Below are 26599 nucleotides of genomic sequence, written 5' to 3' on the forward strand. Positions count from 1 at the left end.
AAGAAAACAATATTTTCGGTTAACATACCTACATTATTAGCGGATTTAGGGAGCTATAATGTGCCTATGACAGACAACTATACCTCATAGGAAAGAAGGTTAATCAAAATGTTGGTTCCAACTGAACGACAAGATTGGCTGCAAGAAGTCATCGCTAAAATTACGGCTAAGATGGATTGGGTCAGCGAGAAATCGAAACATAAGATTCCGTACACGACTATTAACGGTACGCATGACGATAGATCGGCGGATAATCCATCCGGTGCGGATGCAGACGGCATCAACTGGTGGACGAATGGTTTTTGGGGCGGCATGATGTGGCTGATGCACCATGAGACGGGCAATGAGAAATACAAGGAAATCGCGCAAATATCCGAAGTGAAGCTCGATCAATGCTTCGAGGATTATTATGGTCTTCATCATGACGTCGGTTTCATGTGGCTGCCAACGAGTGTGGCCAACTACAAAGTAACGCAGAACGCCGATTCCCGCCGAAGAGCGCTTCACGCAGCCAACCTGCTGGCAGGCCGCTTCAATCTGGCGGGAGGATTCATCCGCGCGTGGAACGATCTGAACGAAGGCGATACGAGAGGCTGGGCGATCATCGATTGTATGTTCAACATTCCGTTGCTGTATTGGGCAACAGAGGAAACGGGCGATCCGCGTTTCCAACAGATTGCCATGAGACATGCGGACACGGCAATGACGGCTTTCGTTAGACCGGACGGGTCGGTGAACCATATCGTTGAGTTCGATCCTTTCAATGGCGGTGTCGTTAAGACTTACGGCGGGCAAGGCTACGAAGAGGGTTCATCCTGGACGAGAGGCCAGACTTGGGCGCTGTACGGCTTCATGATGAGCTATATCCATACCGGCAAAGAGGAATATTTGCATATGGCTAAGCGAATCGCTCACTACTTCATGGCTAATATTCCTGCAGACGGCGTCATTCCGGTTGACTTCAGACAGCCAGCCGAACCGAGGCTGGAGGACGATACGGCTGCGGCGATTGCCGCTTGCGGACTGATTGAGATCGCGAAGGCGGTGGGGCAATATGAGCAAGGTGTCTATCTGGATGCTGCAGTCAAGCTTCTGAAGACGCTCGAATCACGTATCGACTGGACGGAGGCATCGGATAGTTTGGTGCAGAAGGGGTCAGCAGCTTATTACGCCAAAGCGCATCACGAGCCGATTATTTACGGAGACTATTATTTCATGGAAGCGATCTTTAAGCTGAAGGGCAATGACTTGTATTTGTGGTAATGCACATCATGAAATAATAGTCATACATGTAGACGACACTCCGGAGTGTCGTCTATTTTTCTGTTCAAAATCAAAATATAATCCATCACATTCCGAATATGGTGAATGGTTCGATGCCTCGTTATCCTGTAAAGTTATAGGTATTGAAAGTCAATCATTCAGCTGAAATGCTTATAGGGAGTGAGTTTTATGAGTCAGGAAACGGTGAATTGCCGCGTATGGGAAGAAGTCGTCGAAATACCGACTTACGGAGTTGGTAAACCCGATAAAAATCCAATGTTTCTAGAGAAACGAGTCTATCAAGGAAGCTCTGGACGCGTATATCCGCATCCAGTCATCGATAAGATCGAAGATGAGAAGCAGCTCAAGCCATATAAGATTGTCGTATTGGAAAACGAATATTTGCGAATTGAGATTATGCCGGAAATCGGCGGCAGAATTTATCGGGCTGTCGATAAGACGAACGCATACGACTTCGTATATTATAATCAGGTTATCAAACCTGCGCTTGTAGGTCTTGCAGGACCTTGGATCTCAGGCGGCATCGAGTTTAACTGGCCGCAGCATCATCGTCCGAATACGTTCGGACCGGTGGAATACAAGATGACCGAAAATGAGGACGGCAGCGCAACCGTATGGGTGAGCGAAATTGACCGTATGTACGGCACGAAAGTGACGGCTGGCTTTACGCTTCATCCGGGCAAGGCTTATTTGGAAATTCATGCCCAGCTGTACAATCGGACGCAAGAACCGCAGACCTTCCTTTGGTGGGCTAACCCGGCTGTAGCCGTGAACGATCATACCCAGTCGGTATTCCCTCCAGACGTTCACGCGGTCTTCGACCATGGCAAACGCGACGTTTCCAAGTTTCCGATTGCTACGGGCACGTATTACAAAATGGATTATTCGGAAGGCGTCGATATTTCGCGGTATAAGAACATTCCCGTTCCTACTTCTTATATGGCCTACAAGTCGGATTACAATTTCGTAGGCGGCTACGATCATTCCGTGCAGGCGGGCTTGCTGCATGTCGCCAACCATCATATTTCACCCGGCAAGAAACAATGGACGTGGGGGAACGGCGAGTTCGGCCAAGCATGGGATCGAAGCTTGACCGACGAGGACGGACCGTACATCGAGCTCATGACAGGCGTGTATACCGACAATCAGCCTGACTTTACATGGCTTCAGCCGTTTGAAGAGAAATCGTTCAAGCAATATTTTATGCCTTACAAAAATATCGGGGTTGTCAAAAACGCGACAATAGACGCGGCGGTCAATCTGGAGATAGACGCGGCAACCGGAATAGTTACCATTCAAGCTTACACGACGTCCTCTATTGAAGGGGTGACGATTGAGCTTGTCAGCCGGAACCGAAATTACGTTAAGGAATCGGCAGATTTGTCGCCGAGCAGCACGTTTACGGCAACGGTTCCGCTGCACGCGGACGACGAGGAGCATGACCTCAGGCTGACGGTGAAGGATGCTTCAGGCAAGTTATTGGTCGGCTATCAACCGAAGAAACAACAAATCGAGGATATTCCAGAAGCGGCGAAGCCATTGTCTGAGCCGAAGGATATTCGGACGAATGAGCAGCTTTATTTGGCCGGTCTACATTTGGAACAATACCGTCACGCCACATTCGAACCGGAAGCCTATTACTTGGAGGGCTTGAAGCGAGACGAATCGGATATTCGAATCAATGTCGCGTACGGTACGCTGCTGCTCCGTAGGGGATTGTTCGCGAAGAGCGAAGAGCATTTCCGTAAGGCAGTTTCAAGCCTGACCTGGCGCAACCCGAATCCTTATGACAGTGAAGCGTATTATCAGCTTGGCGTGTCGCTCAAGGAACAAGGGCGCTTGAAGGAAGCGTTCGCCGCATTTTACAAAGCGGTGTGGTCAGCTGCTTGGCAAGATAGCGGATACTTCTCGCTGGCCCAGATCGCCGCGGAGAATGGTTCGTACGAAGAAGCGCTCGAGCTGGTCGACCGTTCCTTGGTTCGGAACGCGCGCCATTACAAGGCAAGGGATCTTAGATCGGCTCTGCTGAGACGTCTTGGCCGATTGGACGAAACGAAGGCTTCCGCAGTGGAAACGATTGGGCTCGATATCGCCGACTTCGGCGCTTATCATGAATGGTTCCTAGTTAGCAGACTTGCAGGAGATCTGAAGGGTGCCGATCATGCGCTTCGCGAGCTGTCCGCGCTCTTGCGCAATGATCCGCATAACTATATTGCGCTGGCTTCCGATTACGCTGGGGCAGGACTTTATGAAGAAGCGATAGAGGTATTGCATTTAGTCGCGCCTGATGAACAAGCAAACGCATACCCAATGATTCATTATGCGCTAAGCTACTGTTACGCTAAAATCGGGAAAAACGACCTTGCATGGAAGCACTTGAACGCGGGCGAGACCGTTTCACCCGAATATTGTTTCCCGAATACGCTGTTCGACCTTACGGTATTGGAATTCGCCGTTCGTCTTCAGCCGGACTCGGCAAAAGCTCGTTATTTCCTAGGAAATTGGTACTACGACAAGAAACGCCCTGAAGATGCGATCGAACAGTGGGAAGCATCCGCAGCCATTGATTCTTCGTTCTCTGTTGTACAGCGGAACCTCGCGCTTGCCTATTATAACAAGCAAGGCGAGCCGGAGAAGGCCAGAGTCTCGTTAGAAGCGGCATTCGCATGCGACAAGAAAGATGCTAGGGTGTTCTACGAATTGGATCAGCTGTATAAGAAGATTCAGGTGTCGCCAGAGGAAAGGCTTGCTAAGCTGAAGCTGGAGAACCGGTTGGTTGAAGCTCGCGATGATTTGTATATCGAATTCGTGTCGCTTCACAATACGCTGGGCTTCTATGAGGAGGCAGCGGAGCTGCTCGCAGCGCGCCAGTTCCACCCTTGGGAGGGCGGCGAAGGCAAGACGCTTGGTCAATATATCCAAGCTCATGTCGAGCTGGCGAAGCTGGCGCTCGGAGAGAAACAGTTCGCAGAGGCGGAACGGATACTGCGCAAGGCGCTTGAAAATCCGGTTAATCTAGGCGAAGCGAAGCTTGAAGGCGCGCAGGAAAACAATATCCATTATTATCTTGGCTGCGCGCTTGAGGCGCAAGGACGGCAGAAGGAAGCAATTGCAGCTTTCACAGCCGCGTCGCAAGGGCTCGAAGAGCCGGCGAGCGCCATGTATTATAATGACCAGCCGCCTGAGATGATCTTCTATCAAGGATTGGCGTGGTTAAAGTTGAACAATACGAAAGAAGCAAAGCGGCGCTTCAACAAGTTGATCGATTTTGCCGAGAAGCATATGTTCGATGACGTGAAGATCGATTATTTTGCCGTATCGTTGCCGGATTTCCTTGTATTCGAAGAGAATTTGAACCATAGAAACCGCATCCATTGCCGTTTCATGCTAGGGCTTGGTTTGCTTGGCTTGAATCAGAATAGCGAAGCAGCTCAGGCATTCGATGAGGCGTTGGCGTTGGATCGAAATCATCAAGGTGCAGCTATTCACCGGAAGCTGACGCTTGCTTAACATCGCATCATGAAAAGATAGAAGGAGCGAGTGACGATGTCATACCGTGAAAGTGTCCCGTTAACAGACAATTGGCGTTTCCGCGTTGATCCAGACGGCATTGGATTGCGTAATCATTGGTACGCCGATAAACTCGATTCGGCAAGAGAAGTAAAGATTCCTCATACATGGAATGTGGAGGACGGCTTAGAAGAGTACCGAGGGACGGCATGGTATTCATATCATTTGGCCGTTCCCACTGAGCTGGAAGGGAAGCTGCTTCGGCTGCAGTTCGATGCGATTTATCGGGATGCGACCGTATGGCTGAACGGAATTCGGGTCGGAGAACATAAGCATTCCGGTTATACGACGTTTATCATTGACATTACGGAAGCAGCAAAACCGGGAAACCATAATGTATTAACGGTGTCCGTTAACAACGAGAACAGTGATCAAGCGCTCCCGATGTCGAACAGCTTCGACTGGGCGGACGATGGCGGCATCATTCGTGGTGTATCCTTGATCATAACGGGTGCCGCAGCGATCGATTATGCCAAAATCATCGCGAAGCCGGAATTTGAGGGGGCAAGCGTCACCGCTTCTCGTGGTACGATCAGCGGTCAAATCAAGCTGTGGGATAACGGTCTGCCTTCCGACTTGCTTCCAACCGTTCATGTGAATGTCTTGTATCAGGACAAGCTGATTGCATCGGAAGCCTATCCGGTCCGCATCGAGAATGGCTGCTTTGCTATAAACGAAATAACGATAGATCAGATTAAGTTATGGCATTTCGATCACCCCCATTTGTATACGTTGAAATTGATGCTTGAAGCAGATGGTATTTACACGGATGAACTTTCGATCCCTGTAGGATTCAGGGAAATCAAGAATGAAGGCAGCAGACTTCTGCTGAACCGCGAACCGGTCCGATTAATGGGGGTAGAATGGATGCCGGGCTCGAATCCCCATATCGGAATGGCGGAAACGGTGGAGGACTTTATTCGATCGCTTGAACAAATCAAGAACGCGAACTGCGTCATTACAAGATTTCATTGGCAGCAGGACAGCAAGCTGCTTGACTGGTGCGACCTGAACGGGTTGCTTGTACAGGAGGAAATTCCGCATTGGCAGCAGCCTGATGAGCCTGATGATGCGCTCCTTCCCGTTGCCCTCCAGCATGCGGCGGAGATGATAACGAGACATTTTAATCATCCTTGCATCTACGCATGGGGGATCGGCAATGAAGTGAACGGGCAATCGGCGCAAACCGTCGCTTACATGAACAACCTAAGAACGCATATCGAACGAATGGACAACACGCGGTTTATTAACTATGTGTCTAATTCCATCCATACCGTCCCTTCCAAAGACGCGACGGGCATCGGCGACTTGCTGATGTGGAACGATTATATCGGCACTTGGCATGGAGAGCTGGACGAGTCCGAAGTGATTGGCCGAATTAACGCCGCCTATCCGGATAAACCGTTGACGGTAGCGGAGTACGGCTTATGCGAACCGGCATTCGAGGGAGGAGATCCCCGGCGAATTCAAATCTTAATGCAGAAGACGGAAGAGTATCGCAAGCATGACCAAATTGCCGCGCTCATCTTCTTCAGCTTGAACGATTATCGCACGCAGATGGGAGAGGAAGGCGTAGGGCGATTGCGTCAGCGGGTACACGGGACGACGGATGTCTACGGGAATCCGAAGCCGTCTTATCAAGCATTGCGAGAGATCGGAGCGCCGATAACGGTTAAAGTTGAGAGGGCACAGGAGACCGAGGCTATCAGACTCACACTGTCCGTTCGTAATGACATCCCTTCCTATAGCGTTTCAGGTTATATCCTTAAGGTGATGATGGCGGGGGCTGAATGGCAATCGCTATTCATTCCTTCTCTCTCGCCTGGCGAGCAGTGGACAATAGAATGGTATGAGCAAAGTGCTGAGCAAGCGGACAATATCCGTTACGAGATATTCCGTCCTACCGGATTTAAGGTCATAGAGGGAACCCTGTCAGAGGCATTGGAATTATAAAAATAAAACATAGAAATATGGGAGGGAATATAGGCATGGCGACTTATAAGCTGAATTTTGATGTACCGAACAAGGCGATCACACCTGGAAAGCTGGCAAACCGCAACGCCGTGAATCCAAAAGGGGATACATTCGATTTTACAAACTTTTATATGACATGGAACGGCAAGCCGATCGTGCCGGTCGTCGGCGAGTTCCACTTCTCACGATTTTCTTACCTGCATTGGGAGGAAGAGCTGCTAAAGATGAGAGCCGGCGGAGTCAATATCATCGCCACGTACGTATTCTGGAACTACCATGAGGAGGAAGAGGGCATATTCCGCTGGGACGAAAGCCGTAATCTGCGTCATTTTATCGATTTATGCGCCAAGCATGAATTACGCCTCATCCTGCGAATCGGACCGTTCTGTCACGGCGAAGTAAGAAACGGCGGCATACCGGACTGGGTATTCGAGAAACCTCTAGAAATTCGTTCCAACGATGAGCGTTACTTGTTCTTCACAAGACGTCTGTATCGTCAAATTGCTAAGCAAGCGCAAGGCTCGTATTTCGCCGAGGGCGGCCCGGTTATCGGCGTACAGCTCGAGAATGAATACATGCATTGCGGAGCTCCGCTGGATTCATGGGGATATAAGGCTGGCGTGTTCATGTCGTCGGGCAAAGGCGGCAACGAGCATCTGGCCGAGCTTCGCCGGCTTGCCGAGGAGGCGGGTATAAAGCCTGCGTTCTATACGGCTACGGCATGGGGAGGCGCAGCGGTGCCCGAGACGGATACGCTGCCTATGCTTGCCGGATATGCGTATACGCCATGGATACCGAATCAGCCGCCGAGCGGTGAATACATTTACCGCGATTTGCATGTGAAGCCTTCGGAAGCCGTGAATTACGAAACGCAGGACTATCCGGTCGCTTATTGCGAGATGGCAGGCGGTATGCAAGTCAGCTACACGGCAAGACCGAATGTAAGTCCCGAGAGCGTGGAAGCGATGACGCTGGTGAAGCTGGCGAGCGGCAGCAATCTGCTAGGGTATTATATGTATCACGGCGGCTCCAATCCGGTCGGCAAACATGGCTACCTGAATGAATACGGCTTGCCGAAAATCACATACGATTATCAGTCGCCGCTTGGCGAATTCGGCAGGGTTGGCAAATCGTATGATCGCATCCGTTCGCTCGCACTTTTCATGGAAACATTCGGCTCGATCATCGCGCCAATGGGAACGGTTCTTCCCGAGGGACAATCCGACATTCATCCAGAGGACAAGCAATCTCTTCGTTGGTGCGTTCGTCAGAAGGACGGTTCGGGCTTCCTGTTCCTGAACAACTTCCAGGACCATCTGGAGCTGCCCGATCGCGAAGACGTTCGGATTGAGCTGGAGACGCCGAAAGGTAAGGTTTCGTTCCCGCATCAAGGCTCGCTTACGTTGAAACAAGGAGTTAGCACGGTACTTCCATTCCATCTCGAAATGGCCGGCGTACACATTGTATCTGCGACGATACAACCGCTTACCGCTATCGAGAACGGAAATGAGCGCGTGTTAGTCTTCTATGCGCAGGATGGCTTGGAGCCCGAAATCGTATTGAACCGTGCAACGACGGCGCAAGTGTCGCAGCCATCCGCTGTGATTACGCTCGAAACGGATGTCATCGTCGTTAAGCCGCTAGTCGGCAAGCAGCATGCGCTGGAAGTTACTTTGGCCAATGATGAAACCGTTCAAATACTCGTTCTGACAAGAGAAGAAGCGCTTCAGGTTTATAAATTCAAGCTATGGGGCGAAGAGAGGCTGTTCATCAGCGAAAGCCGTCTCTATACGAAAAATGAACGGTTGATGATGACTTCCGAAGGGAAGGAACAGTGGGAGATAAACGTATTTCCTCCAGTACCCGAGGAGGTGTCCGCGGATCATGGCCTATTGTCTACAGGACAGGCGGGGGTGTTCCAGTCGTATCGGATTGAGGTTGAGGCTTACGAGCCGAGCATCCGTATCGAGCATCCGCAGGAGCGAAGCGCAATCGTTGAGATCGATCCGAACTGGCCGAGTCAAGTGTCCGATCTATTCCTGCAAGTGGAATACGACGGGGACGTTGCAGCTGCCTACTTGGACAACCGGCTCATAACGGACCATATTCACTACGGCGAAGTTTGGCCGATCGGCTTGAAGCAGTTCAAGGACGATCTCGAGAACCGTCAGCTCCATCTTGCGATCACGCCGCTGCGCAAAGGAACGGTCCATACGTTCGTGAATCAAGCGTTAGTCGAACGGTTCGAAGGCGTGGAATTGGCCGTATTCCATCAAATACAGCCAGTACCTTATTACGGCGCTGCTCTCTACCGCAAAATAAAATAGCAACCGAACAACAAGAGGGACACCCCTAAAGCCACTAGGCTTATAGGGTGTCCCTTTTATTCTATTAACCGTTCGGCTTTATAAGAAATAGAGATAGTTTGTATACCTATTCAGCTCTATTCGGTCATGCGGCTGTCAGTGGGGGCGAGGCGGCTCAACCTTTTGGTTGATTACGGTATTCGGAAGGAGAGCAGCCGTTCATTTTTTTGAACAGTCTCGAGAAGTAATACGGATCCTTAAAGCCGAGCATCGTGCTTATTTCTTTGATTGAGGCATTCGACAGATCCAGCATCTGTCCAGCCCGTTGTATCTTCATGCGCAAGTAGTAGTCGACTGGCGAATAGCCGGTGGACTGCTTGAACATAAAGTTGAGATGCTGCTTGGATACTTGGACGTGACGCCCGATATCGTCCAGCGTAACGGAAGACTCCAAGTGCTCGCTTAAATATCGGATCGCTTTCTCGATATGGCCCTGCGATTTGCTGTCTTCCCTGCGGGCAGCGATCGAAATGACGAAGCTGAGCAAATAGCGGATCGTTTGCGATACTTCCACGAGATGGACCAGCGAGTATGACTTGGACGATAGCAAATCGTAGCATTGGTGATATAGCTCGAGAAACTTCGTTTCGTCTCTTGCCGGCAGAATGACCAGTGACGGCGACGCTTCAGCATCCAGCAGAAGCAAGAAATCGGCGATCTGCGTTCCGCTTAGGTGAAACCAGTAGATGGTCCATGGATTCTCGTCATCTGCACCGTATGCATGGGGGATGCCAGCCGGAATGAAAATGAACTGCCGTTCCGTGATGCGGATTCGCTCGTTGTCTTTCGTTTGAACCCAGCCTGCTCCGCCGGCGCAATAAATGAAAATGTAGGTGTCGCATCCCGTCGGCCTTTCACGGAAATGATTATGGGCTTGGTGAAAACAGCCAATATCGGTAATATACGCCTCTCTCGTGAGCGGATGGGATTTCACTTCATCGAGAACGTAGTGAGGCAGAACGTACAGCTTCTCCCAATCAAAGCTCGTCGTCATCTGATCCATGATCCACCTGTCCTTCGTTAGACCTCTAGCATCAATAATAAGAATATAATCTATCATTAACAGTGGATTGTCAATTGTTCGGTGCCCAATCCTCCTGTAAGCTTTGAATAGAATGCGATAAGCATACATTTGCTAGATTATTTCTTTTGTTATAAAGGAGCGAAAATCATATGAACGAAATTATGAAACGCCTGCCGCGAAAGCTAACGATAACGATGTGGGATTTCTCGTGGTATACGATGACACTGCCAGGCGAACCGTATAGTGATCTTGCTGCAAGATTCGAAGAGGCCGTAGAAAGAGGCTACAATACGATCCGAATATGCGCGATGCCGTTCATGCTGTTCACGGCGGAGGGGAAGCGGCCCGGTCCGCTGAAGTTCGGCAATCTCGGCGAGGTGGGCCAGCGTACGCGCTGGTATAATTGCCGCGGCGGAGCCGAGCTGGACGGACATGCCCATCTGCTTGAGCTGTTCAAGCAGGCGAAGGCGCATAACTGCTACATTATGTTGTCTTCCTGGGAATATCAGCAAAGCCCGAGTTTCCTCGCTCATCCTGAGCTGCGCGACCAACTGGCCGCCATACCGCCGGAGGAGCGCTTCATGGCAATAGCGTCGTCTATGAATCAACTCATTCGTTATATCAAAGAGGAAGGCTATGGGGGGCAAATCGTATATGCAGAGCTTCATAACGAAGTGGAGTTCGGCCAATTGACCGCCGTCGGAACGAGCCGTGGCATCCCTGAATCGAATACGCCCGAGCTTGTCGAGGCGATGCAGCCTTATATCGAGGAGGCGGTCGGCTATTTGCGGGAGCAGCATCCCGACATCCTGATGACGGCGAGCTATACGCTGAACGAAGCCTACCCGAAAGCATACGTCGCCCGCAATATGCAGGTCGCGCACTATCATTTATATATCAAAGGCGTGCTTAACGAGCTGATGGACGCAGCGGGATTGAATGACGAATCGACGCCGTTTCCGAATCCCTTCGTCAAGTCGCTGTTAAGAGAGGATGCGCCGCCATTTGATCGATGGACTCTCCCTGAAGGACAAGAATGGCGAATGGAAGGCAATCCGGTAGGAGTGAAGCTCATCTATTTGCATGATTGGTCCGATCCTGACCAGTGGGATTTATACTTATACGATCGCTATGGCGCCCATAAGGAAGCGATGCTGCAGAAGACGGATTTCCGTTTCGAGGAAATCCACGATTGGGTGCGGCATTACGATATTCCGATCGTGATTGGCGAAGGCTATGTCGGCTATACGCCGCTTCATGCCGGCTTCGAGGAAGGGCCGGTCGGGAAGTTCATCGCTGAATATGCCCTTCGCAAAGGGATGAAGCTTGGCTTCTGGGGCATGACGTTATGCTCGAACTGTGCGCCTCATCATCCGTTTTGGAGCGATATTGCATGGCAGCGCAAGTGGAATCAGTTTATTTTGGACTCGGAATAACAGCACAGGGGGAACGGCTAATGGAAATGAAGCTTCTCATTATTGACGACGAGGTGCGTACGAGAGAATTTCTTCATCATCGCATTGGATGGGAATCGCTTGGCATAACGATGATCGAGTCGGTCAAAAACGGGATGTTGGCACTGGAGCTGGCGGAGAAATGGCTGCCGGACATCATTCTTTGCGACATTCGCATGCCGAAGATGGACGGCATCGAATTCGCGAGGCGGCTGCGGCTGCTGGATTCGGATGCCAAGCTCATTTTCCTTAGCGGGTTCTCGGACAAAGAATATTTGTTTTCCGCCATCCAATTACAAGCGTTCCAATTCATAGAGAAACCGATTAATCCGGCGCGAATTCTGGAGGTCGTCGGCGATGCCGTCCGTGCCCGCAGGGCGGATGTCGACAAGAAGACGGAGGGACTCCGATTGCAAGCCAGCTTCGACGAGAACCTGCCGATTCTGCGGCGGGAGATGGTACGGAAGCTTGTTACGGAACCGAATTCTCCGCATATACTGCCGGCTCTTATGGATCGCGATACGTTTCTCCTGCCGGCCGATGGGAGCTTCACGGTAGCGGTTGCACCTTTGTTTTGGCGCTTATCGGATATTCCGAAGGAAGCTCGGATCGTGCAGGAGGAGCTGCTTAGCGCCTTGTCCAAAAGCGGAGAAATGCTCGAATGGCGCTCGATCGCCGGCTTTGATTCGCAGAACTGGCTTATTGTCATTATGCCGGGACGATATGGATCCGCTTACACGGCAGGCAGGGAAAGGCTGGAGCAGCTGATGGATCTGCTTAGACGCTGTCTCGGTCCCGATATTTCCTTCCTTATGGGCGTCGGACAACCGGCACTGCAGTTGCTCGATATCCCGCATGCTTACCGCACGGCGGTTGATGCGGGAAATTTGCAATTTTACAGGCCTTATGGCGAGATCGCCTTTCCTTCGGAGGAGCGGCTGAACGAGCCGCTGGATACGGATTGGGATGAGCTGAAGAGGTTTCGCGAAGCGGTTCGCAAGGGCGATGCTGCCGAGGCAGGCCGCATTATTAAGGGACTGACTGAGAGAGCGAGGCAACGCAAGGATCTGGACATTATACGGGTGAAGGACGTATACTTCCAATTTCTTCTTATCGTACTGGAGATCGCGCTTCAGCAGGGACTGACCGACAAGGAGGAAGGCGGGGAAAGCCGCTATATTTGGAAGGAAATCGACGTTATACCGGATCTGGACCGACTCCATCAATACGTGCTCTCTTTCCTTGACCTGTTCGATCGGGACGAGGGTACGGGCAGCGCAGGGAAGATGAGAGAGATCGTCAAGTTCATTCATGCCAACTATCAGGAGAAGGGCTTCGGTATTCAGATGATTGCCGATCACGTTGGATTAAGCGAAACGTATTTATGCTCCTTCTTTAAGAAACAAAGCGGTCAGACAATCAAGGAATTTATGACGGGAGTACGGGTAGAGAAAGCGATGGAGCTTCTCGCCGATCAGGAGCTGAAGCTCTACGCGATCGCGCAGGCTGTTGGCTTCTCCGATCCGAACTATTTTACGACCTTCTTCAAAAAATATGCCGGCTGTACGCCAACCGAATACCGTGAAAGGCTGGGACATTGAGATGACGAGGCTGATGCGTCTATGGTCGGATCTGGGCATTCGTTACAAGCTGTTCGCAGCCGTTCTGTTCGCGGTATTCGTTCCGTTTATACTGCTGCTCTACATTCATCTAAGCATGAGCGCCAAAGAAAGCAAGGCGCAGGCCGATATATCAGCAATCAAGACAATGGACGAAACGAAGTCCTACCTCGAGTACAAAGCCAATTCGATTCATGAGGTGCTGAATTTTATTTCCTTCAACGATCTGATTCAGCGCGAAGCGGGCAAAACGACAGGCTACGCAGACGTCAACGAATGGTCGATGGATGCGAACCGCGTCGATAGGGTGCTGCATCAATTCCCATACAATCAGGATATAGAGAACGTGCGGCTTTACTTGCAGGCGGGGCTTGCCGGCGAGCCCGGGAACGACGACTACTTGAGGATGGATCATATTGCCGATCGGGTGTGGCTTCGGAAGTTCAAGGAATCGAGACAGTATTTCTCATGGGTGCCCGCATCGGTATTGGATCGGGAAGCCGATGACAATCGAATCGTAATTATGCGCAAAATTCCGGAGGAGCACAGCGTCATCAGCTTCTCCGGTCTTGCCAGCGCCCAAATTCATGTATCCTCCCTTCGAAGCGTGCTCGATCACGCGAAATTGACTCCTCATACTTCTGCTTTTCTATTCAACGAACGAGGCGATTTGTTAAGCGCAAGCACGGAAGCGAATTTAAAGGCAGAGGATGTTTTACGAATCATAAGCGATAACAAAAGCATCGGAGAAGACACGTATCGATGGGGCGAACGTGTCAGCTATCAGGGCAAAGAACTGCTAATAGGCGCTACATCCGTACAAAATACGGCGATGAGGCTAGTCGTTGTCGTACCGGAAGCGGATATATTGGCGACGATCTATCATTCCCGCAACCGTCTCCTATCGATCTTTCTGATCGTTATTCCGTTCGTCCTGCCATTATCGTTTTTTGTCGCAGGCTCGTCTACCCGCAGGATGAGGCAGTTAAGCCGCCATATGCGGAAGATCAAGGACGGCAACTTCCATGCGGCGCAGCTTCCCGAAGGTCGAGACGAAATCGGGGAATTGATTCAAACCTACAACACGATGGTGCAAAATATCGGCAAGCTGATGGACGAGACGTATCAGCTGGGCCGCGAAGTGAAGAACAAGGAGCTTAAAGCGCTTCAGGCGCAAATCAATCCTCATTTCTTATATAACACGCTGGATTTGATCAATATTATGGCGATCGAAAGCGAAGAAAAGGATATTTCCAGCGTCGTCGAGGAGCTGGCGGTGTTCTATAAGCTGAGCCTCTCCAACGGACGTGAAAAGATTACGCTCGGCAATGAAATGAAGCATGTCGAGGCTTACGTTCACATCCAAAATATGCGTTTCGGCGGAGGCATTCAGTTAATTGTGGATTTGCCTGAGTCGCTTAAGGAATGCGAAGTGCCAAAGATCATCCTTCAGCCGCTCGTGGAGAACTCAATTCTTCACGGCATTCGCGAGAAAGATTCGGAGAACGGGATCATTAAGATTCAAGCGGAAGCCAAGGACGGATTTTTACAGCTGCATATCCGTGATGATGGCATCGGAATGGACGAGACGCGAATGGCAGGAGCTCTTGCGGGCAAGAGCAGCAAGCATACCGGCGGCTTCGGCGTGCGCAATATTCAGGAGCGTATCGCCTTGTTGTTCGGAAGCGACTGCGGGCTTAGCTTCGCCAGCACAATCGGAGAGGGGACGACCGTCACGATCAGATTGCCGCTTGCGAAGACCAGCTTGTAGCAGCGCAGATTTTCGAAGATGATCGTAACTTTGTCCCGTAGGTTTCACATTCGCAGGGCGGTAAACTTAAGCCATAGCTGATAGAAACTTACGGATGGTGATTGCATGAAACAAGTTTTTGGAGAATTCCGAAGGCATTGGCCGCTATACACGATGTTCATTCCGATAGCGGTTTATTTTTTGATATTCGCTTACGCGCCTATGGCGGGCATTGTGATGGCTTTCAAAGATTTTAACTACCGCGAGGGCATATTCGGAAGCCCCTGGAACGGTTTTGAGAACTTTGAGTACTTCTTTGTTTCGGGCAAAGCGTGGATCGTTACCCGCAACACGATTTTGTACAACGTTGCTTTTCTCGGGCTGTACACGTTGTTTTCAATCGTAACGGCTATATTGCTCTCTGAAGTTGCAAAGAAGTTATTTAAGAAAATATCGCAAACGATGTTGTTCCTTCCTTATTTCATCTCCTGGGTAACCGTATCGGCATTCGTATACAACTTTCTGAACTACGAATACGGCATTGTTAACGTTTTGTTCAGGAAGTTCGGCCTGGATGCCATCGATATTTACTCGACGTCCTGGTATTGGTTCATCCTGCTGCCCTTACTGTATGTATGGAAGTGGGTAGGCTACGGCAGTATTCTTTATTTGGCGGCAATTGTAGGTATCGATCAAGAAGTATACGAGGCAGCTACGATCGACGGCGCTTCGCGATGGCAGAAAATAACGAGAATTACGATTCCGCTGCTCAAGCCAACGATGATTATTCTGATCCTGCTAGGGCTTGGCCGCATTATGCGGGGCGAATTCGATATGTTCTACCAGTTGATCGGGAACAACGGCTCGCTGATGGACGCAACGGATATTATCGATACGCTTGTCTTCCGCTCGCTAGTGAATACGCAGGATTTCGGCATGGCCTCATCCGTCGGCTTCTATCAGTCGGTTCTTACGCTGATCATTATATTAACGGCGAACTATCTCGTCAGACGGTATGACAAAGACCAAGCGTTATTCTAAGCAAAGCTATCCTAGACAAGCGGGTGATAAAAATGGAAACGAATAAGCTCAATTCTTCGCCGGTGTTTTCCTCGATTGCTTACATCGTTATCGGCGTCATTTCATTAATAACCTTTATTCCTTTCGTCGTTCTCATAGCGGGTTCGTTCTCCGCCGAGAGTACGGTTCTGAAAGAAGGCTTTTGGTTCTGGCCGCGTGACTTCTCGCTGGATGCGTACGCCTTCATCTTCCGGTATCCTGCGGAGGTACTCTCCGCTTACCGTGTTTCGATCATGATTACAGTCATCGGAACGGCAATTGGCCTCCTGTTCTCCACGATGGCAGCTTACGTGCTGTATCGCAAAGAAGTAAAGTATCGCAATGCGCTGGCCTTCTTCCTGTTCTTCACGACGCTGTTCAACGGGGGACTTGCTCCGTTCTACATTCTCGTAACGAAGTATTTGGAGCTAAAGAACACAATGGGCGTTTTGATCCTTCTTCCGATGTTCAATGTGATGTTCGTCCTTATTCTACGCAGCTTTATTCGCGGATCGATACCGGAACCGCTAATCGAGTCAGCTAAGATCGACGGAGCGGGAGAGTACAGGATCTTCTTCCAGATGGTGCTTCCGCTGTCGAAGCCGGCGCTTGCCTCCATTGGGCTGTTCACGGCACTGGCGTATTGGAACGATTGGTGGACGGCCATGATGTTTGTGGACAAGGATCAACTTATTCCATTGCAATACATGCTATACAAAATGCTGTCCTCGGTGAACATGTCCTCTCAGATGGCGCAATATGCCGGGGCGGTCGACCAGCCGAAGGAAACGTTCAAGCTGGCCATGACGGTTATCGCAACAGGCCCGATTCTGCTCGTATTCCCGTTCGTGCAGAAGTATTTCGTCAAAGGCGTAACGATCGGTGCCGTGAAGGGCTAAACCATCGGCAACGTGAGAGACCAGTTTCGTTCGGTATGAATCCGTTACGCGGATTGATATAGCTTGCCAAACAACTTTCAAGGGGGAAATAAGAAAGTGAAGAAAAAGCTGAATTTAGGAATATTGACGCTGATGATGGTTGCGCTCTTGCTGTCGGCTTGCTCCGGCAACAATGGCAATAACGCTCCAGCGACGAGCGACAATGCGGGAGGCAATGAAGCAGCAAGCGGCATCGACAATTCGAAGGAAGTTAAGCTTAGCATGTACCTGCTCGGCGATGCTCCGAAAGGGATGCCTGAAGTGCTGACGGAGCTGAACAAGAAGATGAAAGAAGATATTAACGCGACGCTTGATGTTAATTATATCGGATGGGGCGAGGTGCAGTCGAAGTATCCGCTCGTGCTCGCTTCGGGCGAAGACGTGGACATTATTTTTGCAGCCGATTGGAACTTCTATGTACAGGAAGCAATGAAAGGCGCTTATATGGAGCTTAATACGGAGCTGCTTAACAAATATATGCCTCAGCATATGGCGAAGCTGGACCCGCTTGCGCTGAAGGCGGCGGAAATCAACGGCATTCCGTATATGGTTCCTACCGCCACCCCTGACCGCAAAGCGTCGGTCGCGCTGATCCGCCGCGACTTGCGCGAGAAATACGGCATAGCCGAGGTGACGAAGCTTTCCGAACTTGGACCTTATTTGGAAGCGATCAAGAAAAACGAACCGGATATGATTCCGCTTAACTTGGACAGCCAATTTGATCTGCCAACGCCGTTCCTGTACTTGACGAACGAGAAGATGGGGTATACGCAGCCGCTTGATTCGGGCAATCCGATGGCACAAGGCATCGCTTATGATTATGAAGATACGTCAGGTGCCGTATTTACAACGGTCGAGGAGCCATTCTTGAGCGCGGGCAAGTTCGCAGCGAACATCATGAAGGATTGGTACGACAAAGGTTACGTGAACAAAAATCCGTATGCAAACAAGACGCGCTCCAAAGACAACTTCTGCGAAGGCCTGTCAGGCGTTGCGTTCGGCAACTCGCTTGACGTAGCAAGCGTAACCGAAACGTGCGCGGCTAAAGGCATCGAAGTTGATATCATTACAGCGGTGTCTCCGCAAGGACATGCGCCGCAGAACACATGGCTCAACAATGGTCTAGCGGTAGCTGCCAACTCCGACAATCCGGAACGCGCCCTTCAGGCGATGGATTTGATCATGCATGATCCGGAGTATGTATACTTGACTACCTTCGGCATCGAGGGCAAAAACTATGTCATTACGGAAGACGATAAAATTGCTTTGCCTGAAGGCGTTACGTCTGAGAACAATACGTTCCCTGCCGATTCCAGCGGCTTCTGGTTCGTCAACAAAGATCTGATCAAGCCGATGGCTAACTGGCCGCAATCATATATCGATCACCGAAATACGGTCGGCGAGAAGCTGAAGCCGCTGCTGTATGCAGGCTTTACCTTCAATAGCGAGAACGTGAAGGCACAGATCGCGAATATCGCCAACGTATCGACGCAATACGGCAGCCCGCTCTTTATCGGCGCGGTGAAAAATGTCGACGAGGCTTACGCGCAACTGACCGAGAAGCTGGATGCAGCCGGCATCGATAAAGTGAAAGCGGAAGTCGAGAAGCAGGCGCAGGAATACTTGAAAACCATTCAATAGCTAATAGACAGTCCCGGAGCAGCCGATGCAGCTCACGGGATTGTCTGCATTCCTCCGCAAAGTAGCGGTATTTTTACGCAATATGAAGTCACAATTCGGGCGGTGTCCTTGTTACGATATAAGCATCAAATCCATTGGAGGTTAATATGAAGACAAAGCATGGGCCCAAATCGAGAAGTTCGGGCTTGAGGCCAAAGGCTATAAAAACTATCAGGATTTGCTGGCGGAAGATATTGATCTCGTATCCATCTGTACGCCTCCTTACACGCATGCTTCTCTGGCGGTCGATTTTATGGAAGCGAATAAGCACGTGCTCGTAGAAAAACCGATGGCCTCCTCCTTGGAGGAATGCGATTTAATGAATGATGCTGCCCGCAGAACCGGGAAAATATTGTCCGTCGTTGCGCAAAACCGTTTCAGAACGCCGATGATGAAATTAAAATCCGTTCTCGACAGCAAGCTGATGGGCGAAATCGTGCATGTTCAAGTAGACTCTTTCTGGTGGCGCGGTCATTGCTATTATGATTTGTGGTGGAGAGGCACTTGGGAGAAAGAGGGTGGAGGGCTGACGCTAAACCATGCCGTACATCATATCGACGCGATGCTTTGGATGAACGGCAGGCCGAATCAAGTGCAAGCTTTCATGAGCAACGTATCCCATGACAATGCCGAAGTAGAGGATCTGTCAATCGGCATGCTCAAGTTCGATAACGGGGCTTTGGGGCAAATTACGAGCTCCGTCGTCCACCATGGCGAAGAACAGCAGTTGATATTCCAAGGAGCCAAAGCCAGAGTGTCCGTCCCTTGGAAAGTAACGGCTTCGCTCTCCAATGGATTATCGTGCTGCCCGTGCAATCCTTGAATAAATGAGACAAGTGATGCGTAGATAGGTGCAAATCCGTGCTCATCTTCTCCAGCCACTCCATGATCTTCTCGGCTTGGTGCGGTTGACGGGTTTGCGGCTCCGCCTGCGAATCCAAGCGCCGGCTCTCGTACAGAGTTCTGAAGGTACGGAAAAAAGCGATCAGGAAAAGAGAGAACTCCTCGAGATATTGATCCTTGGACAAGCTCTTTATCGATTCTTGCAGACTTAGCAAAATATGCGATAGCCGCTCCATCTCCTTAGGTTCGTAATACCCGGGAGTGGGCGGCTTTCCTTTGTGAAATTGCTTTAAGAAAGCATGTAGAGCAGGCCAATTCTCAAAGAAGGCTTCATATCGCGACGGCTCGAATTGAATGACGGAGCGTACGAAGGGCGTATTTTCTCCAATTACCGTTTGCACATGATGCAATTGAAAGGGCTGGAATACGCAGATCATGCCGGGCTTAATCTCGTAATTCAGCTGATTGACGATAATCGAGCCCTGGCCTTCATGGATCATCAAAATTTCGACTTCTAGATGGGCATGAAATACGCCTTGGTATTGTTCTTCGTAGCTGCTTTTGCGTTCATATGAAAAGTACAATGGCGCCATGCGCAGATCGGTTCTCACTCGGATATCTCTCCTGTGCCGCAATAAATTGTTCTATTTATAGTTTATGTTTATTATTTCAAAAACAAGAGGTGAGGAATAACAATGACCACTACATGGAGCGAATACATAGAACAAGGCTATACGTGCTTAATCGGTGACAACGAACGGATAATCGTTCGTATCGTTCCGGAACGGGGAGGCAAAATCATCTCACTCGAGGATAAGCGCTCCGGCAAGGATTGGATTCATCATACGGATCGTCCCTGGGAGGAGCTTCGTTATGGCATGTCCTGGGGCGAAGGGGATCGGGGAGGATGGGACGAGATGTTCCCGACGATCGAAGCCTGTCCCTGTCCGGACGAGCCGTGGACGGACAAGCGATATCCGGATCACGGAGAAGTATGGTCTATGCCATGGAACCGAGATTTTGATGGCGATCGGTTAATTCTTACGGTCGAAGGCGTTCATGTGCCCTATCGGCTGACGAAGACCATCGCGCTTGTTGGCAATGAGCTGAAGATCGATTACCGGCTAGATAATACTACGCCGCATGTGTTCTCTTATTTGTGGGCAGCCCATCCACTATTAGCCGTTAGTCCCGGCATGAAGCTAGATACCGAGCCATCCAGCGGCAATATTCAGATCTCATACTCTCATCTTGATAGAATCGGTAAACAACTGGACGTGACGAGCTTTCCTATAGCTTCGACAAATAACGGAGCTGAAGTTAACCTGTCCGTTATGGAGGACGGCTCAACCTTGGCGGCGGAGAAATATTATTTCACGGATGCTTTGCAGGACGGATACGCAAGCTTGGCGGATCCAGTCACAGGCGATCGCATTACATTCCGCTTCTCTACGGAGGAAAATCCTTATTTGGCCATATGGGCCAACTACGGCGGCTTCGACGATTACACGTTCGCCATCGAGCCTGCTTCCGGCTATATGGACAGCGTTGATTATGCGCATCGAATCGGCAAAGTAAAGCAAGTACAAGGATATTCGACGAACCATTGGACGCTTAGTGTAGCGTTGGATTAATAGGGATTGCCTATTAAAAAAGCTCATTCCACATGGCCCATGTTGGCCTAGGAATGAGCTATTTGGGTTGTTGCTTACGCGATGGTTAATGCTTTGCGTCCGATCGCATCAAGACGCTTCTTCGCTTCCTCATACACATCGTCAGGCAATGGCCCCATCTCGGCATAGCGAATATTTTCCGCCAAATGATTAGGATTCTTCGTTCCGACGATCGTCGTCGTCATGGACGGATGAGACAAGGTGAAACGAAGCAAGAAGCCCGTTCGCTGTTCGCCATGCTCAAGCAGTTCGTCAAGCTTTGCCTCCTCCCATGCGCTCCAACGGTCTGTCGATCCGCGCCCGACTCCCGGCTCGCCTTGGCCAACGCCGCCTCGGACGATGATTCCAGCTCCGGTGCCGGCAGCTTTCGTTACCCAATCTTCATGCTCTCTTTCCAAGGCTGAGTAGGGAAGCTGGAACGTATCGAATGCGTCCCATTTGACAAACGGGGGCAGGTTGGGGAGATAGGAGGACACGCCGATATAACGAACCTTGCCGCTTGCTTGAATTTCCTTCAGAACATCGACCAGTTGGCCTTCCTCGGCCTGCTGCGGTGTTGGGCCATGCAGTTGGAGGAGGTCAATATAATCCGTTTTCATTCTTGTCAAACTCGTGTCTATATTATGCAGCAGGTTGTCGCGCGTCCAAATATGAGAGGTTTCGTCATGGTCGCCGCGATCGGTGACGCAGCAGCCGCATTTCGTGGCGAGAATGTATTCATCACGGCGATGGCTGATGAAACGGCCGATTAATTCCTCGCTTCTACCATAGTCGTAAGAGGTATCGATGAAGTTGATGCCTAAGTCCAGTACGGCATTCAAGATGCGCTCCGCGTCAGTATCCTCGAAAGGCCTTCCGCTCCATACGCGTGGACCTCGAATTTCCATAGCGCCGTAGCTAAGTTTCGTTACCGGCAGTCCTGTCCGGCCAAGTAGAGCTTTCTCCATTGTCGTATACGCAGCTCCTTTTCTTCCAAATATAAGAAAGATAAGTTCGTTTTATCACAAAAACGATAGACTGGCAACTAAACTACGAAACTATTTGTTGGCGCTGTTGATTGGCGAGAGAGCAGCCTCATCATCGCTTTGGTTATTCGTCTCTTTCATATAATCGATATGGGTAAAGCCCCAACCGCACATATCGGCCAGCACCTGATGAAGCGAACGGCCATGCTCGGACAGTTCATATTCGACCTTCGGCGGAATTTCCTGATATACCCGGCGAACGACAAGACCGTCGCGTTCCATTTCGCGAAGCTGGCTCGTCAGCATGCCTTGCGTAATATTCGGCAGCAAACGCCGCAGTTCTCCGAATCGAAGCGTTCCTTCATTCAGCAATAGGAATAAGATAAGCGGCTTCCACTTGCCCCCGATGACTTGCAGCGTAGCGATGATTCCGTTCGTTAGTCCCATTACGATCCACTCCCGACTGTCTGGTGCTAAGACTGATACTTGCATTTTAACAGATGAATCCCGTTATTGTGGAGTACGATTTTCCAGCGTACTAAGTATGGTTAACCGTACCAAGTACGTAAAAACTGCGTACTTTCCTAAACTTTGCATCGAGTCCATAATGGGGGTGTAGATCGCGATTCTGCAATTATCGAACAAAGGATGGTTGTTATGAACATAATGATTATTGCCGTGCATCCCCATATTGGCGAATCTCGGGTTAACCGGGCGCTGGCAGTTGCTGCCATGGAGGAGACGAACGTTACGTATCGCGATCTAAGCGCGGAATATCCGGGCTGGGACATCGACGCGGAGAAAGAGCATCAACTGCTGCTTGCGCATGACCGTATTGTGCTGCAGTTCCCCCTATATTGGTATAGCAGCCCGCCGCTCTTGAAAAAATGGTTCGACGACGTGTTAACGTACGGATGGGCATACGGTCCTGGCGGAAATCATCTCCACGGCAAAGAGTTCGCGATCGCGACAACTGCCGGAGGCACATGGAATTCATACCGATCCGGCGGCGACAATGAATATACGCTTAGCGAGCTGTTCCGGCCGATCGAGCGGACGATCAAGAGATGCGGAGGCACCTATTTGCCGTCGTTCGAAATCTACGGTGCAATGGAGATAACGGATGATCGGCTCAAGCAGGAAGCGGCCAATTACGTTCGATTTATCCAATCTTCCGCACTTGCGCTCGCGCATTAGTATGTGATTATACTAAACAGCTCTGCTCTCCTTAATGGAGATGCAGGGCTGTTTTTGGTAGCCGTAGATAGAACGACGGGGTTAAGACGTTGATTTGCTGCGTGCGATGGAGCTGAGCGCAGTCATTTGCTCCTCTATAACGTTACTTGCTTTGTCTAGAAACTGCGTGATGAGTGTGAGTTCTTCGTCTGAATAAGTGGAGGCCAGCTCCATCATGGCATCGTTAAGCGGCATGTAAATATGGCTGACGTCTTCCTTCTCTTCGTATATCGGAACGATTATGACTTTGCGACGATCATTGGGGTCATTCTGCCTGCGGACAAAGCCGTTCTTCTCGAGCCTGTCGATTAGCGCGGTAACGCTGCCGGTGGATAGGCCGGTTAACTTGGAAAGCTCGCCTGCCGTAATGGGACCTCTTTCGCGCAAAATATCGACGGACAGAAAATCGCTATTGTATACCTTGAGCGCTGCAGCAACGTTTTGTTGATACAAGACGGTACGACTTCCGAGTCCCCGCATGCGCTGAGCGAGCTGCTCCTGCAGATGAGTTGTTGGCGTAGGTTGTTGGCTTGACAAAAGAACAAACCTCCTCTTAAGATATAAATATCTTGATAAACGAGATATTAGGTAGTAGAGATATTTGATGAACCGAACAATTAAATACATTCTATACTAAACGATCTTTAAGTGCAAAATAAAGCGAGGGAGGCTTCATTTTTGATGAAAGAAATGATCATGATCAAAGGTGCGCGGGAAAATAACTTAAAAAATATAAATGTATCGATTCCAAAGTACAAGCTTGTCGTTGTTACCGGGCCGTCAGGTTCGGGCAAGTCAACGTTAGCGATGGATACGCTCCAACGGGAATGTCAAAGGCTGTACTTGGATTCTATGGGGATGACGTCCGATTCCATCAGCAAGCCGAAGGTGGATGCGATCGAAGGTTTGTCGCCCTCTATAAGCGTTGGACAGCATGTGACCAATCGCAATCCGCGTTCGACGGTCGGGACGGTGACGGATATTTATACGTTCGTCCGCTTTATTTTCGCTAGACTAGGCGAGAGGATATGTCCACATTGCAATGAACTAATTGCGCCCTCATTCGAGCCGCAAGGAGCCATCACGGAGGAAGACGATTGGATGGAGCGTCAGACGACAGGCTGCCCGCATTGCGGAGCGCAGCTTGAGAAGTTAGGCATGTCGCACTTCTCCTTCAATAAACCGGAAGGCGCTTGCGAGTCATGCGGCGGTCTTGGTCATGTGGCCAGTATCAATGAAGCGGCGGTCTTTAGCCCAGAGCTAAGCTTGCGCGAAGGAGGCGTTGCCTCGCTGAACGGCGTTCATCGCGATATTCAGATTCGCATACTTGCAGCGGCTGCTAAACATTATGGTTTCGAGCTCGATCCCGATCAGCGATTGAAGCACTATGGCGAGCTGCAGCGGGATTTGCTCTATTACGGCGTGGAAAGCGAAGCATTCAAACGCCATTATCCGAATGTGAAGCCTGTCCAAGGTACGAAGTTCGAAGGCGTCATCCCTGGTCTATGGCGGCGCTATAAGGAGAAAGAAGCGGACGCGGGCACGCAGGAAAAGGAAGGCGGCTTCTTCCATGAACAGCAATGTCCGGCTTGCCTCGGCGCACGATTGAAACAAGAGGTGCGTCAAGTTCGCGTGGCAGACGCATCGATTACGGATGTATCGGACTGGTCGCTTGGCGAAGTATACGCATGGACGAATGCGCTGCAGCATACGATCCCGTCAGAGGGGCTGCATCTGCTCGAACCGATTCTTCACGACATGCCAATCCGGCTAAAACGGATTATGGATGTCGGTCTTGGTTACCTCTCGCTGAACCGTCAGACGGTAACGTTGTCCGGCGGTGAAGCACAGCGTCTACGGCTCGCCTCGCTGCTTGGGTCGGGTCTGACCGGAGTGCTGTATATTCTCGATGAGCCGACGACGGGGCTTCATCCCCGCGATACGGTCGGCCTTATTCGAGTACTGCAAGAGCTTCGCGATCTAGGCAATACGGTGCTCGTGATTGAGCATGACGTCGAAATGATGCGAGCGGCCGATCATATCATCGATATCGGACCGGGGGCTGGCCTGTACGGCGGCACCGTTGTAGGCGAGGGTAGCTTGGAAGACTTATTGACAAGCGAGTCTTCGGTCACGGGCGCTTATTTGAGGGAAGAGAAGCAGAGGGCAGCCGCTGCTACTTCCGCTTCTGATCGCTTGCGCAGGAAAGGCAATGGCAAGCAGATTACGATTAAGAATGCGAAGCTTCGCAATGTGAACATCCCGGAAGTCCGTTTCCCGCTGGGGCAACTGGTGTCCGTAACGGGGGTATCGGGTTCCGGGAAGTCAACGCTCGTATTCGATATTCTCGCAGAAGAACAGACGGGGAATACAATCATTTTCGATCAGACGCCAATGGGAAGAATGCAGCGTTCGAATGTCGCAACGTATACCGATGTATTCACGCATTTGCGTCAGCTGTTCGCGGCTTTGCCGGAGGCTAAGAAGCGGAAGCTCACTTCGAAGCACTTCTCGTTCAATACGCCGGGAGGGCGCTGCGAGACATGCCAAGGCTTAGGCGTGTTGACGGTAGACATGAACTTCATGCCCGATCTAGAGGTGAAGTGCCATGACTGCAAAGGCAGAAGATTTACAGACGATGTGCTGGAAGTCCAATATGCAGGGTATTCGATCTCCGATTTGCTCAATATGTCCATACAGGAAAGTCTGCCCATCTTAAGCTCGGAGACGAAGATTGCAGCGCTTATCGCTATGCTTTGCGAGGTGGGGCTCGGTTATTTGATATGGGGTCAGTCGGTCAAAACATTATCCGGCGGTGAAGGTCAACGAATCAGGTTAGCGAAGGAGCTGAGCAAACCCTCGAAAGATCATACGCTGTATTTGCTGGACGAGCCGACAACCGGTCTCCATCCTTCGGACATCAAGCGGCTGCATGTGCTGCTCAGCAAGCTCGTCGATTCGGGCAATACCGTTGTCGTCGTTGAGCATAGCTTGGAGCTGATTCGGGAAACTGACTGGGTGATCGATATTGGCCCGGAAGGCGGCTCAGCAGGCGGCATGCTTGTAGCCGAAGGCACGCCTGAGCAAGTGGCTGAAGTGAGTGCTTCTTATACGGGACGGTTTTTGAAGCAAATGCTGGCAGAAGGCATGTAAGGTAGAGATAA

Annotated in this window: 18 protein-coding genes and 1 pseudogene; 14 read left to right on the plus strand and 5 right to left on the minus strand. The window is 50.6% G+C overall.

What is annotated here, in order from left to right; genetic code table 11:
• Positions 1-108: 108 nt before the first annotated feature.
• The 4 genes from AC1DF0_RS07490 to AC1DF0_RS07505 all read left to right on the plus strand — a co-directional run bounded on the left by AC1DF0_RS07490 (position 109) and on the right by AC1DF0_RS07505 (position 9155).
• A complete protein-coding gene (locus AC1DF0_RS07490; RefSeq protein WP_477573553.1) occupies positions 109-1263 on the plus strand; it encodes an AGE family epimerase/isomerase in 1155 nt (384 codons plus the stop codon).
• Positions 1264-1452: 189 nt separating this feature from the next.
• On the plus strand, positions 1453-4794 hold the full coding sequence (locus AC1DF0_RS07495) for a DUF5107 domain-containing protein (RefSeq protein WP_477573554.1): 3342 nt from the start codon (positions 1453-1455) through the stop codon (positions 4792-4794).
• Between the two features lie 36 nt (positions 4795-4830).
• Positions 4831-6807 carry a glycoside hydrolase family 2 protein gene (locus tag AC1DF0_RS07500; RefSeq protein ID WP_477573555.1) on the plus strand — a complete coding sequence of 659 codons (1977 nt, stop codon included), beginning with the start codon at positions 4831-4833 and terminating at the stop codon, positions 6805-6807.
• A 35-nt stretch (positions 6808-6842) separates the two neighbouring features.
• Entirely contained in the window at positions 6843-9155 is a 2313-nt protein-coding gene (locus tag AC1DF0_RS07505) for a beta-galactosidase (protein WP_477573556.1), read from the plus strand.
• A gap of 154 nt (positions 9156-9309) precedes the next feature.
• Here the strand turns inward: AC1DF0_RS07505 and AC1DF0_RS07510 are convergent, their stop codons facing one another.
• Positions 9310-10188, minus strand: coding sequence for a helix-turn-helix domain-containing protein (locus tag AC1DF0_RS07510; RefSeq protein WP_477573557.1), 879 nt, complete (start codon positions 10186-10188; stop codon positions 9310-9312).
• A 179-nt stretch (positions 10189-10367) separates the two neighbouring features.
• Between AC1DF0_RS07510 and AC1DF0_RS07515 the strand changes: the two genes are divergently transcribed.
• From AC1DF0_RS07515 to AC1DF0_RS07545, 7 genes and pseudogenes are all read left to right on the plus strand, one after another.
• Complete coding sequence (locus tag AC1DF0_RS07515; protein WP_442049933.1) at positions 10368-11654, plus strand: cellulase-like family protein; 1287 nt, start codon at positions 10368-10370, stop codon at positions 11652-11654.
• 20 nt (positions 11655-11674) lie between these two features.
• Positions 11675-13273 (plus strand): response regulator, encoded by a 1599-nt coding sequence (locus AC1DF0_RS07520; RefSeq protein ID WP_442049932.1) that lies wholly within the window; start codon positions 11675-11677, stop codon positions 13271-13273.
• A 1-nt stretch (position 13274) separates the two neighbouring features.
• The gene (locus tag AC1DF0_RS07525; RefSeq protein ID WP_477573558.1) at positions 13275-15062 is read left to right on the plus strand and encodes a sensor histidine kinase; all 1788 of its coding nucleotides are present in this window, start codon (positions 13275-13277) and stop codon (positions 15060-15062) included.
• 105 nt (positions 15063-15167) lie between these two features.
• Positions 15168-16082 carry an ABC transporter permease gene (locus AC1DF0_RS07530; RefSeq protein WP_442049930.1) on the plus strand — a complete coding sequence of 305 codons (915 nt, stop codon included), beginning with the start codon at positions 15168-15170 and terminating at the stop codon, positions 16080-16082.
• 32 nt (positions 16083-16114) lie between these two features.
• On the plus strand, positions 16115-16999 hold the full coding sequence (locus AC1DF0_RS07535) for a carbohydrate ABC transporter permease (protein WP_442049929.1): 885 nt from the start codon (positions 16115-16117) through the stop codon (positions 16997-16999).
• Positions 17000-17095: 96 nt separating this feature from the next.
• On the plus strand, positions 17096-18679 hold the full coding sequence (locus tag AC1DF0_RS07540) for an ABC transporter substrate-binding protein (RefSeq protein ID WP_477573559.1): 1584 nt from the start codon (positions 17096-17098) through the stop codon (positions 18677-18679).
• 145 nt (positions 18680-18824) lie between these two features.
• Positions 18825-19508 (plus strand): annotated as a pseudogene (locus AC1DF0_RS07545) (Gfo/Idh/MocA family protein); the annotation flags it as partial.
• On the opposite strand, the gene AC1DF0_RS07550 reads toward AC1DF0_RS07545, so the two are convergent.
• Positions 19408-20154, minus strand: a complete 747-nt coding sequence (locus tag AC1DF0_RS07550) for an AraC family ligand binding domain-containing protein (RefSeq protein ID WP_477573718.1) — start codon at positions 20152-20154, stop codon at positions 19408-19410. The pseudogene AC1DF0_RS07545 and the gene AC1DF0_RS07550 sit on opposite strands and share 101 nt — an antisense overlap.
• 102 nt (positions 20155-20256) lie before the next feature.
• Here AC1DF0_RS07550 and AC1DF0_RS07555 point away from each other — a divergent pair, with 102 nt between their 5' ends.
• Positions 20257-21195 (plus strand): aldose epimerase family protein, encoded by a 939-nt coding sequence (locus AC1DF0_RS07555; protein WP_477573560.1) that lies wholly within the window; start codon positions 20257-20259, stop codon positions 21193-21195.
• Between the two features lie 74 nt (positions 21196-21269).
• Here AC1DF0_RS07555 and AC1DF0_RS07560 read toward each other — a convergent pair whose 3' ends face one another.
• A complete protein-coding gene (locus AC1DF0_RS07560; RefSeq protein WP_477573561.1) occupies positions 21270-22181 on the minus strand; it encodes an aldo/keto reductase in 912 nt (303 codons plus the stop codon).
• A 90-nt stretch (positions 22182-22271) separates the two neighbouring features.
• Positions 22272-22646: a winged helix-turn-helix transcriptional regulator gene (locus AC1DF0_RS07565; RefSeq protein WP_442049925.1), complete on the minus strand. Its 375-nt coding sequence runs from the start codon at positions 22644-22646 to the stop codon at positions 22272-22274.
• Between the two features lie 210 nt (positions 22647-22856).
• On the opposite strand from AC1DF0_RS07565, the gene AC1DF0_RS07570 reads away from it, so the two are divergent.
• The gene (locus tag AC1DF0_RS07570; RefSeq protein ID WP_442049924.1) at positions 22857-23396 is read left to right on the plus strand and encodes an NAD(P)H-dependent oxidoreductase; all 540 of its coding nucleotides are present in this window, start codon (positions 22857-22859) and stop codon (positions 23394-23396) included.
• Positions 23397-23477: 81 nt separating this feature from the next.
• Here the strand turns inward: AC1DF0_RS07570 and AC1DF0_RS07575 are convergent, their stop codons facing one another.
• Positions 23478-23915, minus strand: a complete 438-nt coding sequence (locus tag AC1DF0_RS07575) for a MarR family transcriptional regulator (RefSeq protein ID WP_442049945.1) — start codon at positions 23913-23915, stop codon at positions 23478-23480.
• Between the two features lie 201 nt (positions 23916-24116).
• Here AC1DF0_RS07575 and AC1DF0_RS07580 point away from each other — a divergent pair, with 201 nt between their 5' ends.
• Positions 24117-26588, plus strand: coding sequence for an ATP-binding cassette domain-containing protein (locus AC1DF0_RS07580; RefSeq protein ID WP_477573562.1), 2472 nt, complete (start codon positions 24117-24119; stop codon positions 26586-26588).
• The last annotated feature ends 11 nt before the right edge of the window (positions 26589-26599 follow it).

The organism is Paenibacillus sp. 05T425, assembly GCF_056396205.1.